Origin of the sequence: Actinoplanes sp. DH11, assembly GCF_020873875.1 — a bacterium.
Classification (GTDB): domain Bacteria; phylum Actinomycetota; class Actinomycetes; order Mycobacteriales; family Micromonosporaceae; genus Actinoplanes.
On the sequence record NZ_JAHWGU010000006.1, the window covers coordinates 62,581 to 75,786 of the forward strand.

14 protein-coding genes are annotated in these 13,206 nt (G+C 71.4%); 3 read left to right on the plus strand and 11 right to left on the minus strand.

Annotated elements, in window-relative coordinates; translation table 11 throughout:
* Positions 1 to 67 precede the first annotated feature (67 nt).
* The gene (locus LPA41_RS10690) at positions 68 to 496 is read left to right on the plus strand and encodes a MarR family winged helix-turn-helix transcriptional regulator (RefSeq protein WP_229069942.1); all 429 of its coding nucleotides are present in this window, start codon (positions 68 to 70) and stop codon (positions 494 to 496) included.
* An 87-nt stretch (positions 497 to 583) separates the two neighbouring features.
* On the opposite strand, the gene LPA41_RS10695 is transcribed toward LPA41_RS10690, so the two are convergent.
* From LPA41_RS10695 to LPA41_RS10715, 5 genes are all read right to left on the minus strand, one after another.
* Positions 584 to 1,459, minus strand: coding sequence for a tetratricopeptide repeat protein (locus LPA41_RS10695; RefSeq protein ID WP_229069943.1), 876 nt, complete (start codon positions 1,457 to 1,459; stop codon positions 584 to 586).
* An 84-nt stretch (positions 1,460 to 1,543) separates the two neighbouring features.
* Positions 1,544 to 2,284, minus strand: a complete 741-nt coding sequence (locus LPA41_RS10700; protein ID WP_229069944.1) for a glycoside hydrolase family 16 protein — start codon at positions 2,282 to 2,284, stop codon at positions 1,544 to 1,546.
* Entirely contained in the window at positions 2,281 to 2,946 is a 666-nt protein-coding gene (locus LPA41_RS10705; RefSeq protein WP_229069945.1) for a nitroreductase family protein, read from the minus strand. Before LPA41_RS10705 ends, LPA41_RS10700 begins: the two co-directional genes overlap by 4 nt.
* A gap of 9 nt (positions 2,947 to 2,955) precedes the next feature.
* A complete protein-coding gene (locus tag LPA41_RS10710; RefSeq protein WP_229069946.1) occupies positions 2,956 to 3,234 on the minus strand; it encodes a hypothetical protein in 279 nt (92 codons plus the stop codon).
* A gap of 38 nt (positions 3,235 to 3,272) precedes the next feature.
* On the minus strand, positions 3,273 to 4,451 hold the full coding sequence (locus LPA41_RS10715) for a citrate synthase family protein (RefSeq protein ID WP_229069947.1): 1,179 nt from the start codon (positions 4,449 to 4,451) through the stop codon (positions 3,273 to 3,275).
* 116 nt (positions 4,452 to 4,567) lie between these two features.
* Between LPA41_RS10715 and LPA41_RS10720 the strand changes: the two genes are divergently transcribed.
* Positions 4,568 to 5,680 carry a citrate synthase 2 gene (locus LPA41_RS10720; protein ID WP_229069948.1) on the plus strand — a complete coding sequence of 371 codons (1,113 nt, stop codon included), beginning with the start codon at positions 4,568 to 4,570 and terminating at the stop codon, positions 5,678 to 5,680.
* 133 nt (positions 5,681 to 5,813) lie between these two features.
* Here LPA41_RS10720 and LPA41_RS10725 read toward each other — a convergent pair whose 3' ends face one another.
* Positions 5,814 to 6,365: a hypothetical protein gene (locus LPA41_RS10725; protein ID WP_229069949.1), complete on the minus strand. Its 552-nt coding sequence runs from the start codon at positions 6,363 to 6,365 to the stop codon at positions 5,814 to 5,816.
* A gap of 1,357 nt (positions 6,366 to 7,722) precedes the next feature.
* Between LPA41_RS10725 and LPA41_RS10730 the strand changes: the two genes are divergently transcribed.
* Positions 7,723 to 8,904, plus strand: a complete 1,182-nt coding sequence (locus LPA41_RS10730) for a hypothetical protein (protein WP_229069950.1) — start codon at positions 7,723 to 7,725, stop codon at positions 8,902 to 8,904.
* Between the two features lie 63 nt (positions 8,905 to 8,967).
* Here LPA41_RS10730 and LPA41_RS10735 read toward each other — a convergent pair whose 3' ends face one another.
* From LPA41_RS10735 to LPA41_RS10755, 5 genes are read right to left on the minus strand one after another with little or no spacing between them, the layout of a single operon-like run.
* A complete protein-coding gene (locus tag LPA41_RS10735; protein ID WP_229069951.1) occupies positions 8,968 to 9,846 on the minus strand; it encodes an alpha/beta fold hydrolase in 879 nt (292 codons plus the stop codon).
* Positions 9,843 to 10,691 carry an SDR family oxidoreductase gene (locus tag LPA41_RS10740; RefSeq protein ID WP_229069952.1) on the minus strand — a complete coding sequence of 283 codons (849 nt, stop codon included), beginning with the start codon at positions 10,689 to 10,691 and terminating at the stop codon, positions 9,843 to 9,845. The genes LPA41_RS10735 and LPA41_RS10740 overlap by 4 nt, the downstream gene beginning before the upstream one ends.
* Positions 10,688 to 12,145, minus strand: a complete 1,458-nt coding sequence (locus LPA41_RS10745) for an NAD(P)/FAD-dependent oxidoreductase (protein WP_229069953.1) — start codon at positions 12,143 to 12,145, stop codon at positions 10,688 to 10,690. Before LPA41_RS10745 ends, LPA41_RS10740 begins: the two co-directional genes overlap by 4 nt.
* On the minus strand, positions 12,138 to 12,485 hold the full coding sequence (locus LPA41_RS10750; protein WP_229069954.1) for a DUF4873 domain-containing protein: 348 nt from the start codon (positions 12,483 to 12,485) through the stop codon (positions 12,138 to 12,140). Before LPA41_RS10750 ends, LPA41_RS10745 begins: the two co-directional genes overlap by 8 nt.
* Positions 12,482 to 13,171 carry a TetR/AcrR family transcriptional regulator gene (locus tag LPA41_RS10755; RefSeq protein ID WP_229069955.1) on the minus strand — a complete coding sequence of 230 codons (690 nt, stop codon included), beginning with the start codon at positions 13,169 to 13,171 and terminating at the stop codon, positions 12,482 to 12,484. Before LPA41_RS10755 ends, LPA41_RS10750 begins: the two co-directional genes overlap by 4 nt.
* Positions 13,172 to 13,206 lie beyond the last annotated feature (35 nt).

Genomic DNA, 13,206 nt, shown 5'->3' on the forward strand with positions numbered 1-13,206 from the left:
CCGCTCCGACAACGCTGAGGTTACCTCAACATGAGGGTACAACCGCAACTGTTGGTAGCCTATTCCCGTGCATGACACCGCTGCCGGCGCGGAGGACGAGAGCCTCCTCGAAGCGTTCTGGGCCGTTACCCGCCGCCTGCGGCACCGAACCCGGATCGCCCTGGAACCGTGGAACGTCTCACCGTCACAGTCCCGGGCCATCGGCGTGCTCACCCGGCACGGCGAGATGCGGCTGAGCGCGCTCGCCGAACACCTGCGCATCGCGCCCCGCTCCGCCACCGAGGTCGTCGACGACCTCCAGCAGCGCGGCCTGGTGTCCCGGCGCCCCGACCCGGCCGACCGGCGGGCCACGCTTGTCGCGCTGACCGGCGAAGGGGAGGCGACGGCGACCGCGATCCACGACGCGCGGACAGCCGAGGGGGAGCGGTTGTTCGCCGTACTCGGCGAGGCCGATCGCGCGGAGCTGACCCGGATCCTGCGCGCCTTGCGCGACTGACGCCCCGCCACGCGCCCGCCGCTTGCGGTGCCGGGAAAGCCATGAGACCCAGCCGGGGGGTCGGCTGGGTCTCACGAGGGGGGTGAATCAGGACAGGGGGTGTGGCAGCGCGGGGCGTGCCAGGCGGGCCACGATCGCGAAGAGGCCGGCCGTGCAGAGCAGCGTCAGGTAGAGCCCTTCCGGCACCGCGACCAGACCGAGCAGGTCCAGCGCGCCGACGCCGAGGAACGCGGTGAAGAACCAGACGAACGAGACCCGCATGGCGTACGCGAACGCGTCGCGACCCGCGGTCCGGCGCCGCGCACCGGGACGGACCCGCAGCGACTCCGCGAACCGGTCCGCCGCCTGCTCCAGCGAGACGGCGTCGACGACCTGGCGCATCGCGTCCTCGAACCGGGCCAGCGCCGACCGGGCGCCCTCGTGGCCCGGCGCCAACGTCAGGGCACGTGCCACGGCTTCGCGGGCGCTGAGCGGCCGGCCCGCCGCGAACAGGGCCAGGCCGTAGGTGACCTGCAGGTCGGCGTCGTACCCCGCAAGCTCCACCGCCACCTGCAGACCCGCCACCGCGTCGCCGATCCGGCCGTCCGCGAGCTGCGCCTCGCCGAGCCGGTTGTGCAGACGCGGGTTGCCCGGGTCCTGCCGGCAGGCGGTCGCCGCCGTCTGGATCGCCTCGGCGTGATCACCGGAGGCGCTGCACGACCGGCTGATCCAGAACAGCGACTCGGGGCCGTCCGGGTCCTGCTGCCAGGCCGCCCACGCTGCCCGCATCGCCCCCGGCGCGTCACCGAGGTCGAGCCGGGCACGCGCCATCCGGTGCCAGGCGTCGACGTCGCCGGGCTCGCGCCCGACATGCGGCGCGAGCAGGTCCACGACGTCACCGGCCCGGCCGCGCGCCAGCAGGGCGTCGGCCTCGTCCAGGATCGGGCGGTCGGCGGGCGGGTCGAGAAGCGGCTGCTGAGTCACGCCCTCCTGGATCGGTTGCGACGGGCGCGACTTACGGGTCTGCCTCGTTGCGCTCCGGTTGCCGTTCGGCCCGGCTTTCCGCCGCTATTCGCTCGGGGACCAGCCGCGGACGGTGTGGACGCGGGCGGACTTGGGGTACGCACCGGACGGCGGCCCGATCTCGAAGAGGTCGATCAGCAGGAACAGTGGGTAGTCGGGGGTTTGCGGCAGGACCCGTACCGTCTCGCCCTCGCAAGTGATCGTCGTGCCGTCCGGACCCCACTCGGCGGCCCAGGTGTGCGCGATTCCCGCCGGCACCGGGATCTCCACCTCGGTCATGTCGGTGCGCAGCCGGTCGTCGTGGTGCGCCTTGATGCCGCAGCGGGCCCGGAGCGACGAGGGCCCGACCGCCGCCGCGTCGATTTCGAAGAGGCAGATCTCCCCGCTGTCCCGCGGGCTCAGATGTTCCGTGCCGACCAGCCAGGCGGCCAGCATGCAGTTCTCGTCGGCGCTCGCCGTGACGGTCACCTCGACCCGGCCCGCCGAGGGAGCCCAGAGCAGGGACGTCGGCACCGGCGTACGGATCTTCAGCCCGTCCGGGCGGTGCCGATGGGTGCCCGCGTGGCTGCCCGTCTGGATGTTGGAGACACGCAGCGGCGCGTCCTCGGGCCGCCAGTCGGGCTGGTCGGCGTCGATCCGCAGGCGCAGGCCGCGGGCGTCGACGTCGTACCGGGCGTGGGACCGCTCCGGAGTCGTCCAGTGCGGCAAGTAGTGATCAACCCACAGGTCGGCGCGCAGCCCCGGCCCGGTGAAGTCGTCCTCGAAGTCGAGTCGCAGCGCCGTCACCGCATCCCGTCCGTGGCCGGTGCCCGATCCTGGAACCGTTCGAAGTGGACGACCTCGTCGAGCGGCCGGCGTTTCGGCTGCGACCAGCGGCCCTTCGCCGGGTACCCGAGCGGGATCAAGGCCATCGTCAGTGCGTCCTCGGGCAGCCCGAGCAGCTCGCGGACGTCCTGCTCGTGCCCGATGTGCAAGGTGGTGAGCGTGGCGCCGAGGCCGTAGGCGCGGGCCGCGAGAATGAGCTGCTGCACCGCCCCGTAGATCGACGACCCGAGCCGCGGGTTCGTGGACCTCGCGGCGCCGAGGAGCACCGGGAAGATCCAGACCGGGGCCTCCTCGAGGTGGTTCGCCAGGTGATCGGCGGCGAGGAAGCTGGCCTTGCTCATCGGCGCACCGTCGGGCGCGCCGAGGATCTGCTCGCGGCGGGAGCCGTAGTGGCGTTCCCAGCCCTCCCGGTACCACTCCGCGATCTGCCGCTTCGTCCCCGGGTCACGGACCACGATCCACGTCCAGAACTGGCCGTTGCCGGCGGACGGTCCGCGGATCGCCGCGTCCAGGATGGCCCGGACGACGTCGTCGGAGATCGGCTCTGTGGAGAGGTAGCGGCGGGCCGGCGTGGAGTGCAGCGCCTCGAGCAGCGGCAGCTCTTCGGGGGAGGGCGTGGTCATTGTCGCAGCCTACGGTTCCGGCCCGCGCACGACGCGATAGGTGGCGATCCCGGTCAGCCACCCCAGCCCGGCGGTGAAGAACGGCGGGAAGACGAACGTGCCGAACGTGTAGAGGACCAGCAGGCACAGCGGGACCCAGGCAATTCGCAACGGTCGCCACGGCAACCAGGGAAGACCGAGAAAGATCACTGCGGCGGCGGTGGCGGGCGCCTCGTGCTTGGCGCACTCGGACACGGTGAAGGCGACCAGGAACAACCCGGCCACTGCCCAGCCGATCCGTGCGGCCATCACCCTTCGACAGTAGCCACATCGGACTACCGCGCTGGTCATGTGGGTGATTCGCCCGCGTATCGGCCACTCGGACGGAAACGGAGCGGCCGGTCCGCGTACTCCTCCATCGCATGCGCCAGCCACCCCGCGGTCCGCGCCACCGCGAAGATGGCCTCGCCGGCGTGCGCGGGCATCGCGTACCGCACGGCAAGCGCCGCGAGCGCCAGATCGACGTTGGGCAACACCCCGGATCGGGTACGCACCGCGTCGGCCAGCCGGTTCGCCGTGTCCGCGGCCGGGCCGCCGATCATGCGCAGCAGCGCCGTGGCCCGCGGGTCGCCGCCGGCGTAGAGCGGATGCCCGAACCCCGGAATCGTCCCGCCTGACCGGAGATGATCAGAAACCACGCCGAGCGGGTCGGCGGTGTCGACGGCCTGGGCGACAAGGGGGTACGCGAGAGCACTCGCCGCACCGTGCAACGGGCCGTCGAGGGCGGCGAGCCCGGCGCTCACCACCGCGTACGGGTGGGCCCGCGTCGACGCCGCCACCCGCGCGGCAAGTGTCGACGCGGCGATGTCGTGGTCGGCGAGCAGAATCAGGGCGGCGTTGAGGGCCTGGATGCCGGACCTCGTGGGCCGTTCCCTGGTCAGCCGGGCCCACAGGGCGTCGACCAGCGGGGCGTTGAGGTGCACGACCGAGTTCTGGGCCGGCAGCGCGTGAACCATCGTGGTCAGCAACTGCCGCCCGGTCGCGGCCACGGCCGCCGGGGTCGTGTCGAAGCGCAGCGGGTCGGCGGAGGCTGCGGCAGCCACCGTGACGCGCAGGTGGTCGGTGAGCCGGGCGGTCGGCGGCAGGTGCTCGGTGACGCGCTCGGCGAGTTTGACGAGTTCGCTGTTGATGGGGAACGGCGTCTCGTCCAGTTCGCCGGTCCAGAGCAGCGAGGCGACCGCTTCGAACGTGGTCGTCGCGGCGAGGACCGTGGCGTCCCGCCCGCGGTAGAAGAGGCTGCCGTCCCGGATGAGCGTGATGCCGGTCTGGATGCGGGGGGTGGTGTCCCGGCGCCGGCCGGCCGCGAACGTGTCGACGTCCGATCTGGCGAAGAGGCTGCCCTTGCCGTCGGCGTTGCGATGGCTGCGTAGTAGGCCGCGGCTCACGTACGCGTAGACGGTCGCCGGCTTGACGCCGAGCCGTTCGGCGACCTCTTCGGTGGTGAGCAGTGGTTGGTTCGTGTCCATGGGGATGCGTACTCCTTCTCTGCGTGTCGTGCGTGTGTTCGTGTCGGTTGTGCGCATGCTCTCATATTGACTGGATCAACATTGACATCAAGTCGTGTTGATTTCAGATTGAGGACATGTTGACTGTCAATCCAGGGCTGGCCGGTGTCGTCGCGTTCGACACCGAAATCGCTGAACCCGACCGGGACGGCGGATCGCTGCGTTACCGCGGTGTCGACATCCGCTCGCTCGCCGGTCACGTCTCCTACGGCGACGTCTGGGGACTGCTCGTCGACGGCGACCTCGAACGGGGCCTGCCGGCCGCCGAGCCGCTGCCACTGCCCGTGCACACCGGTGACCTGCGGATCGACGTGCAGGCAGCCGTGTCGATGCTTGCCGCGCGCTGGGGGTGCGGCCAGCTGATCGACATCGGTCAGGAGCAGGCACGCGACGACTTGGCGCGGGCTTCGGCGATGGTCCTGTCGTACGCCGCTCAGTCCGCCCGCGGCAGCGACCGGCCCGCCGTACCGCCGCATGTCGTCGCCGGCGGCCGCACCCCCACCGAACAGTTCATGATCCGCTGGCAGGGCGAACCGGACCCGCGACATGTGGCGGCCATCGACCGGTACTGGATCTGCGCGGCCGAACACGGCATGAACGCGTCCACCTTCACCGCCCGCGTCGTCGCCAGCACCGGCGCCGACGCCCCGGCCTGCCTGTCCGCCGCCATCGCCGCGCTCTCCGGTCCGTTGCACGGGGGCGCGCCGTCCCGCGCACTCGGCATGATCGAGGCAGTCGAGCGCGGTGCCGACCCGCGAACCTACGTGCGGCAGGTGCTGGACAGCGGCCAGCGGCTGATGGGTTTCGGACACGCGATCTACCGGGCGGAGGATCCACGGGCGCGCATCCTGCGGGCGGCGGCGGCGGAGTTGGGAGCCCCGCGGTACGAGGTGGCCCGCGCACTCGAGATCGCCGCCCTGGCCGAGCTGCGGGACCGCAAACCCGACCGCGTCCTCGAGACGAACGTCGAATTCTGGGCGGCCGTGATCCTCGACTTCGCGGGCGTCCCGGCCGACATGTTCACCGCGATGTTCACGTGCGCGCGTACGGCGGGGTGGAGCGCTCACATCCTGGAGCAGAAGGCGCTGGGCAAAATCATCCGCCCGTCAGCCGACTACACCGGCCCGGCCGAACGCGACGCCTCCTCGGTGCGTGGCTGGTCGGTGGCGGCAGCGCGGTCGGCTGCCTGAACCGGCGGAGCCGCGGGTGTGCCACGGGCGAGTCGCGGGCGAGTCGCGGGCGAGCCACGGGTGTGCCGCGGGTGAGTCGCGGGCGAGCCGTGAACGAATCGCGGGTGAGCTGCGGTGCCGGGTGTCGCGGTGCTCAGCGCAGGTTGGCGATCAGGTCGTTGAGCGACTGTTCGAGCTCCGCCTGATGTGCGACCAGCGCAGCCTCCGTGTCGAGCGGCTCGTCGAACTGAGCGAGCGCGGTGAGGATCGCGTTCCCGGACGCCGCGACCGCCTCCGCTGCTCCGCCCGGCGCCGCGAGCAGCACCGCGTCGCCGGGCAGGTCGATCACCGGGTGGCCGCCGAGTTCGGCGTACTTCCGCTTGCCCTCGAGGTGGCGGGCCGGCTGACCGTGCGCGTCCGGGTTCCGGTTGAGCTGGAGGTTCAGGACCAGCGACGGCCGGGCGTCGGCTGCGCCGTACCCGCACCTGATCGAAAGAACGTCGGGCTCATCGGTCTTCGCGCCGGAGCCGTCGAGTTCCAGCCCGGCGAAGGCGGGCGCGGTGAGCCGCGGGCAATCGGTGGCGACGCCCTGCCAGGCCGGTTGCGAGGCTGCGGCAGCGGCCGGGCCGGGTGCGTCCTCGCCGCAGGCGCTGAGCAGTGCGAGGGCGGCGCCGGCCGCCACTGTCCATCGGACGGTGTGGTTCATCGATTGTCCCCGTTCAAGATCGAAGTGGACTATCGCACATGGCTGAGCAGTCCGGCGTGGCAGAGATTGACCGTGCCGTACTGGCGCGAGCCGGGGTGTCCTTCGGTCCTGTCAAGCAGCGAGTGGTCCTGTCAAGCAGCGAGTGTGAGCTTTCCTGCCGGTTTGTGCTGGCAGCAGGTTCGGGTGCGGAGTGTGGCGCGCAGGAGGTCGACGCGGCGGCGAGCGAGACAGCGGAGTACGGCGTGGTGTTGCTTGCCCTCGGCTCCGTTGAGCGTTCTGGACGAGTAGCCGCGGGCCGCTGCGGTGAGCCCGCAGCGGTGTTGATCTGCTAGCGATGCGAAATCGCGGTTTAAAGCCCATGATCACAGCGATTTCGTAGCGCTAGCAGATCAACATCTCGCCATGGGCGGCGCGTGTGGCGCAACCGCTGGGACGAATCAGGTCAAAACGACACCGCCGGCGGAAGAGGCCGACGAAGCTGGGCCGCCGCAGGAAGCTGGCGGGGCGTCGCTGCTGCAGGAAGCTGGCGGGGCGTCGCTGCTGCGGGAGGCCGACGGGGCGTCGCTCTTGCGGGAGGCTGGCGGAGCGTGGCTGCTGGAGAAGTTCAACGGGCTGTTGGCGGAGGAGTTCGACGGGCTGTTGGCGTTGGGTAAGTCCGGCGGGGCGCCACCGTCGGGGAGGCGTCGCCGAAGCCGACGCGGGCGGATTCGAGCAGCGGATCGGGTCGGTCACCTGAGGGGGGTGCCGACGCCGATACGGGGAGCGACCCCGGAGATGACCGCGGCGCGGCGCAGGCTGCCGACCTCGGAGATGACCCCGGCGCGGCGCCGGCTGCCGACCCCGGCGGCGGCTCTGGTGGGGTTTCGGGTGCCGACTCCGGAGTGGCTCCCGGTGCTGGTGCCCCCGGCGCAGCGGAATTGGTCGGCTGGGGGGCGGTGCTGGATTCACAGCCGCCGGCCGCCGCGGCCAGCAGAGCGGTGATGATCAGGGTCGCTGTCCGCATGGAACCATGCCATCGCTCGTACGGGTGCCCGGCAAGTCCCCTGGCGGGGGATGGACGTGAATGTGCACAAGGTGTCCGACATCAGTAGGTACGCCCGCATCCGACGCGGCGGTCATGCGGTTATCGGGTCGGAAGCGACACTTATGCGCGATTTGCACCAACGGAACCGAACGGACCCGGGCCGGCCCGGATAGGGCCAAAGGACTCGGGACCACGACCCAAACGCCGACCGCGACCCGACCTGGACCTGGACCTGGATACGGATAGGGACCAGGACCAGGACCTGAACCGGGCCGGTAAGACATGCCGACCGGCGGCTTCTGCCGGCGGCCTAGTGATACGCGGAAGGAATCGATGGCTGTCACCCCGCGGGGATCTGATGACCCGCACGAGATCTCGGTGACGCCGCGCCCTCCGGATGTGCAGGCAACCCATCCGGACGATGCCACCCCCCAGGTGGCCGCGCGGCAGGATGATGCCACCCAGGTGTTCGCGCAGCAGCACGATGCGACGCAGCAGCACGATGCGACGCAGCAGCACGATGCGACGCAGCAGCACGATGCGACGCAGCAGCACGATGCGACGCAGATGAACGATGCGACGCAGATGTTCGCGCGGCCGGGCGACGCAGGTCAGGCGCCCGCCCGGCTGGGCGACGCCACGCAAGTGATCGCGCGGCTGGGCGACGCGGGTCAGGTGCCCGCGCGGCAGAACGACGCCACCCAGATGATCGCGCGGCAGGAGGAGGACGAAAGCCGCGGCGTACGGCCTCGGCTGGGCGCCACCCTCGTCATGCCGCGCGTGGAACGGCCGGCCTGGCGTGCCGTCGAGCCGGAGGACGTCGCCCGGCGGGCCCGTCGGATGCGGCGGCGCAAGTTGCTCAGCATGGTGTCCGCGGCGACGGGGCTGACGGTCGTGGTCACCGGTGCCTGGGCGTTGGCGCGCACCGAGCCTGGCGAGCCCACGTTCGCCCAGGCGGAGCCGGTGATTTCGTACGCGGAGGCGGAGACGAGCAGCGCTCCCGGTGCGGTCGCGCCTTACCCGCCGCTGGGGGCGAGCCCGGACGGTTCGGCGCAGGCGGTCACGCCGTCGCCGGATGCCGGTCGGCGTTCGGGGAAGCCGAAGGCACGGAAGAGTCGTGGCGCGCGCGACCGCGGCAGTGAGTCGCCCGCCGCGTCACCGGCCGGTCCGCGGGTGGCCCGCGGCGACGACGAGGATCCGCCCGCCACGCCTGCCGCACCGGCTGCCGAGGTGTCGATCGGCAGCCCGCAGGACGGTGCGACGGTCGAGGGCAGCGTCACGGTCAGTGGGGATGCCGAGGTGCCGGTGGGCTATCAGGTGTGGTTGCTGTCCCGGCCCGCTGGTGACGGCGACTTCGAGCCGGAGGGCGGTTGCGGGAGCGGCGAGACCTACGTCTGCGATCCGGTGACACTGGGTGAGGCGGGAACGTACCGGTTCGCCGTCGTCGTCGCCGAGTCGGCCCAGTCGGAGCCGCTGGCCCGCCAGGAAGTCACGGTCCAGCGAGCCGCCGAATAGGGAGCGGGCCGCCCACCAGCGGGAAGACCGGCGGAAAGATCAGCTGGAAGACCGGCGGAAAGATCAGCGGGAGGACCGGCGGGGCAGATCAGCGGGCAGATCAGCGGGCGGGCCGGCGGCCAGGTGTGGGCGGACCAGGGCGGCGAACTCCTCCGGTCTCTCGATCTGGGGCATGTGCCCGGTCCTGCCGAACAGGTGGCTCTGGGCGTGCGGGAACGCCGCCCGGGCCGCCGCCAGGTGGGCGCACGGCAGGATCGTGTCGCGGTCGCCCCAGATCAGCATCGTGGGTTTCGGGTGGGCCGCGACCCGTTGCAGCAGCGTCGTCCGCCAGGGTGCGGCGACGCCGCGGAAGCCGCCCAGGGCCTTGGCGATCTCCAGGTAGACGGGTACGAAGTCCGGCTGCTGGGCGATCTTGATGGCCGTCGCGACGCGTTCCGGGGTGACCATGGCCCGGTCGGCGAAGAGGGTGCGTTCGACGCGTGGGGCGGTGCGGCTGTCGATCCGGGTGAGCAGCCGGCGGCCGATGCCGGGGACGGCGAGCAGGCGCAGGGCGATGGTGACCTCTTTGCCGAAGCCGGCACTGTTCACCAGCGTCAGCGTGGACACCCGCTCGGGGGTGTCGGCCAGCATGGTCATCGCGACGGCCCCGCCGAGGGAGTTGCCCATCAGGTGTACCGGCCGGGTTTCGCCGAGGGCGTCGAGCGCCGCCCGGACGCCGCCGGCGAGGGAGTCCAGTGTGGTGGGTTCGGGCAGGCGCTGGGAGAGGCCGCAACCGGGCATGTCCAGGCTGATCACCCGGTGGTCGTCGCCGAGCAGGTCGTGCTGGCAGGACCAGTCCTCCAGGCTGCGGCCGATGCCGTGCAGGAGCAGGACGGGCGGGGCGGCCGGGTCGCCGGAGTCGTGGAGGCGGAGACGCGTACCCCGTACATCTATGAATTTCAATGCTGGACCACCTTGGCGCGGGAGCCGGACGCGGCGGTGAGCGCGCGCACGATCCGCGCGTGACCGACCGGCAGGAGCCTGGCCAGCAGGTCGGGGGCTTTGGCGCTGGAGGCGATGAGCAGTCGCGCCTGGCGCTTCGCGACGGCGCGCAGGATCTGCTCCGCGGCCTTGTCGGCGGGGAAGCTGAGCAGCGCGGCGAACAGCTTGCGGTTGGGTTCGATCTCTTCTTCCGGGACGTGTACGCCCACCAGCGCACTTTCCGCGATCCTGGTCCGGATGCCACCGGGGTGCACGGTGGTCACGCCGATCCCGTCGTCGGCGAGTTCGCTGCGCAGGCATTCGCTCAGCCCGCGCAGGGCGAACTTGCTGGCGCTGTAGGCGGACTGGCCGGGCGGCGCGATCAGCCCGAACAGGCTGGAGACGTTCACCAGGTGCGAACCGGCGGTGAGCGCGGGCCGCAGGGTGTGCGTGAGCAGCATCGGGGCGCGGAAGTTCACGTTCATCACGGTCTCGAACTGTTCGACGGAGACCTGGTCGAAGCGGCCGCCGAGCGCGATGCCGGCATTGTTGATCAGCAGGCCGAGCTGGGGATGTTCGGCGAGGACGCGGGTGCCGAGGCCTTCGACGGCGGACCGGTCGGCCAGGTCGGCGACGATCGTGGTGACGGTGAGGCCGGGGTGGGCGTGCCGGATCCGGCCGGCGACGGGTTCGAGACGGGCCGCGTCGACGTCGACGAGGACGAGGTCGCTGCCGCGCTGGGCCAGGCCGTAGGCGAGGTGTTCGCCGATGCCGCCGGCCGCGCCGGTCAGGACGGCGGTCTGTCCGGCGAAACGGTAGGGCTTCATGAGGCCACCTTTTCCTGGGGTACGGGCACGCGGGTGAAAGTCATGTCGCGGGTGACGTCGGCACGCGGCGTGGTGAGCAGGTCGCGCAGGTAGTTCTGCCGCACGATCCACGGGTCCCGGTCGCCCTGCCGGGGGAACTTGTCCAGGGCCCGCTGCACGTACCCGGAGGAGAGGTCGATCAGCGGGCGCCCGCTGCGCGCCGGTGCGGTGGGTGTCGCGGTCGCCCAGCGGTGGCGGTCCATGTGGTCGAGCAGTTTGAGCACGTACCGGTGGGAGAGGTCAGCGCGGAGCGTCCAGGAGGCGTTGGTGTAGCCGATGCAGTACGCGAAGTTCGGCACGCCGCTGAGCATCACGCCTCGGTAGGCGGCGTGCTGTCCGATGTCGATCGGCGTGCCGTCGACCGTGAGCGCGACGCCGCCGACCGCCTGCAGCGTCAGGCCGGTCGCCGTGACCACCAGATCGGCCTTGAGGATCCGGCCGGATCGCAGCCGGATGCCCTCCGGGACGAACGTGTCGATGTGGTCGGTCACCACCGACGCCCGGCCCTGTCTGATCGCCTCGAACAGGTCGCCCGACGGGATCACGCAGAGCCGCTGGTCCCAGGGGTCGTAGCGGGGCTTGAAGTGCTCGTCCACATATCCCGGGTCCTCCAGGTAGCGCAGGGCGAGCCCGCGCAGCGCCCGGCGCACGAGCTGCGGCCGCCGCCGGGCCAGCTGATAGAACCCCTGCGTCAGGACGATGTTCTTGGCGCGCGCGACCCGGTGCGCCGCCGCGGGTGGCAGGACGCGGTGGGCCAGGTCGGCGAGAGCGTCGCGGTTGGGCAGGGCGGTGACGTACGTCGGTGAGCGCTGGAGCATCGTGACGTGTTCCGCCTCGCCGGCCATGGCGGGCACCAGGGTGATCGCGGTGGCACCACTGCCGATCACGACGACCCGCTTGCCGGTGTGGTCGAGGTCCGCCGGCCAGAACTGCGGGTGCACCACCGTGCCGGCGAAGTCCCCGGCGCCGGGGAAGTCCGGCCGGTACCCGTCGTCGTAGCTGTAGTAGCCGCTGCACCCGTAGAGGAAGTCGCAGGTCAGCACGGTGCCGTCGGCGGTGCGCACAGTCCAGCGGGCATCCGGCGTGGACCAGTCGGCGCGGACCACCCGGGCGTTGAACCGGATGTGCGCGGTGATCCCGGCCTCGTCCGCGGTGTCCTGGATGTACTGCCGGATTTTGTCGCCGCCGGCGAGCGACTCCGGTTCGCGCCACGGCCGGAACGGATAGCTCAGCGTGTACATGTCCGAATCAGATCGGACGCCCGGGTAGCGGAACAGGTCCCAGGTGCCACCGATCGCGGCCCGGGACTCCAGGATCGCGTACGTGTCGCCGGGGCGCTGCTTCTGCAACCGCCAGGCGGCACCGATCCCGGACAGCCCGGCCCCGATGATCAGTACGTCGAAGTGCTCAGTCACGTGTCACTCTTTCCTGCCGTGCGTACCAGGGTGGTGTCCCGGTGCCGGAGATCCGTACCCCGCCCCAGGGGTCGGGTTCGCTGAGCTTGACCGGCGTCTCCCGGTTGTCGATGACGATCAGGGCCTGCCGCAGGCCGCCGCTGACGCGTTCGCGCAGCGTGTCGTCCGGTTCGGTGCGGCCGGCCCAGCGGAAGCGGCCCTCGACCGGCTCGAACCGTGCCGACATCCGGACCTCGACGGTGCGCTCCTCGCCGCTCTTTCCGCCGCCGCTCTTTCCGCCGCTGCCGCCGGCCGGTAGTCGCAGGACCGCCGGTCCGCGGTACTCCTCCTCGTCCGTCACTGTTCCTCCGCCCACTCGTGTGCCGCCAGTCCGCCGGGCGTGTCGGCTGCCCGGCGCATCCCGGAGATCCCGGTCCACAGGAACGTGGTCAGGTATTCGGCGAGCGCCTCCCGGCTGATCGGCTGCTGCTGCCGGAGCCACCAGTCACCGACCGACTGCACGTAGCCGACCACCCCGTACGCCCAGGGCAGCGCCGCACCGGAGTCCAGGCCGCGTGCCCGCAGCCGGTCCCCGAAGATCCTCGCGAGTCCGCTGGCCACGGTGTCCATAACGTCGGCGACCACGTCCCGGTGTCGGGCGATGTCCGGCTGGTGCACCACGAACCGGTAGAGGTTGAGGTCGGCCTCGATCTGCGCCAGGTAGACGTCGATCACCGCGGCCACGACGGCCCGCTCCTCGCGGACGCCCGCCACGGCCGGGACCATCGCCTCCAGGATGATCTCGCCGGCCTGCTGGCCGACCGCCAGCCACAGCTCGCTCTTGTCGGCGAAATAGCGGTAGAGCACCGGCTTGCTCACGCCGGCGTGCGCGGCGATCGCCTCCATGCCGATGTCCGGCCCGTGCTGCCGGATCGCCTCGATGGCCGCCGAGGTCAGCTCGGCTCGGCGTTGTTCGCGATGGGTGTCCCAGCGGCCTCGACGGCCGTCGTTCTTCCCGGGATTGACGGGTGGGGTGACCGGGCTCATAGTACTAGAAGTAACTGTTACCGCCGGTAACGTCA

Coding starts and splice junctions, on each gene's coding strand:
- LPA41_RS10705 (WP_229069945.1), bottom strand. CDS start 2,946: ATGACCACGCCCTCCCCCGAAGAGCTGCCGCTGCTCGAGGCGCTGCAC.
- LPA41_RS10720 (WP_229069948.1), top strand. CDS start 4,568: ATGTTGACTGTCAATCCAGGGCTGGCCGGTGTCGTCGCGTTCGACACC.
- LPA41_RS10725 (WP_229069949.1), bottom strand. CDS start 6,365: ATGAACCACACCGTCCGATGGACAGTGGCGGCCGGCGCCGCCCTCGCA.
- LPA41_RS10755 (WP_229069955.1), bottom strand. CDS start 13,171: ATGAGCCCGGTCACCCCACCCGTCAATCCCGGGAAGAACGACGGCCGT.
- LPA41_RS10715 (WP_229069947.1), bottom strand. CDS start 4,451: ATGGACACGAACCAACCACTGCTCACCACCGAAGAGGTCGCCGAACGG.
- LPA41_RS10710 (WP_229069946.1), bottom strand. CDS start 3,234: ATGGCCGCACGGATCGGCTGGGCAGTGGCCGGGTTGTTCCTGGTCGCC.
- LPA41_RS10730 (WP_229069950.1), top strand. CDS start 7,723: ATGGCTGTCACCCCGCGGGGATCTGATGACCCGCACGAGATCTCGGTG.
- LPA41_RS10740 (WP_229069952.1), bottom strand. CDS start 10,691: ATGAAGCCCTACCGTTTCGCCGGACAGACCGCCGTCCTGACCGGCGCG.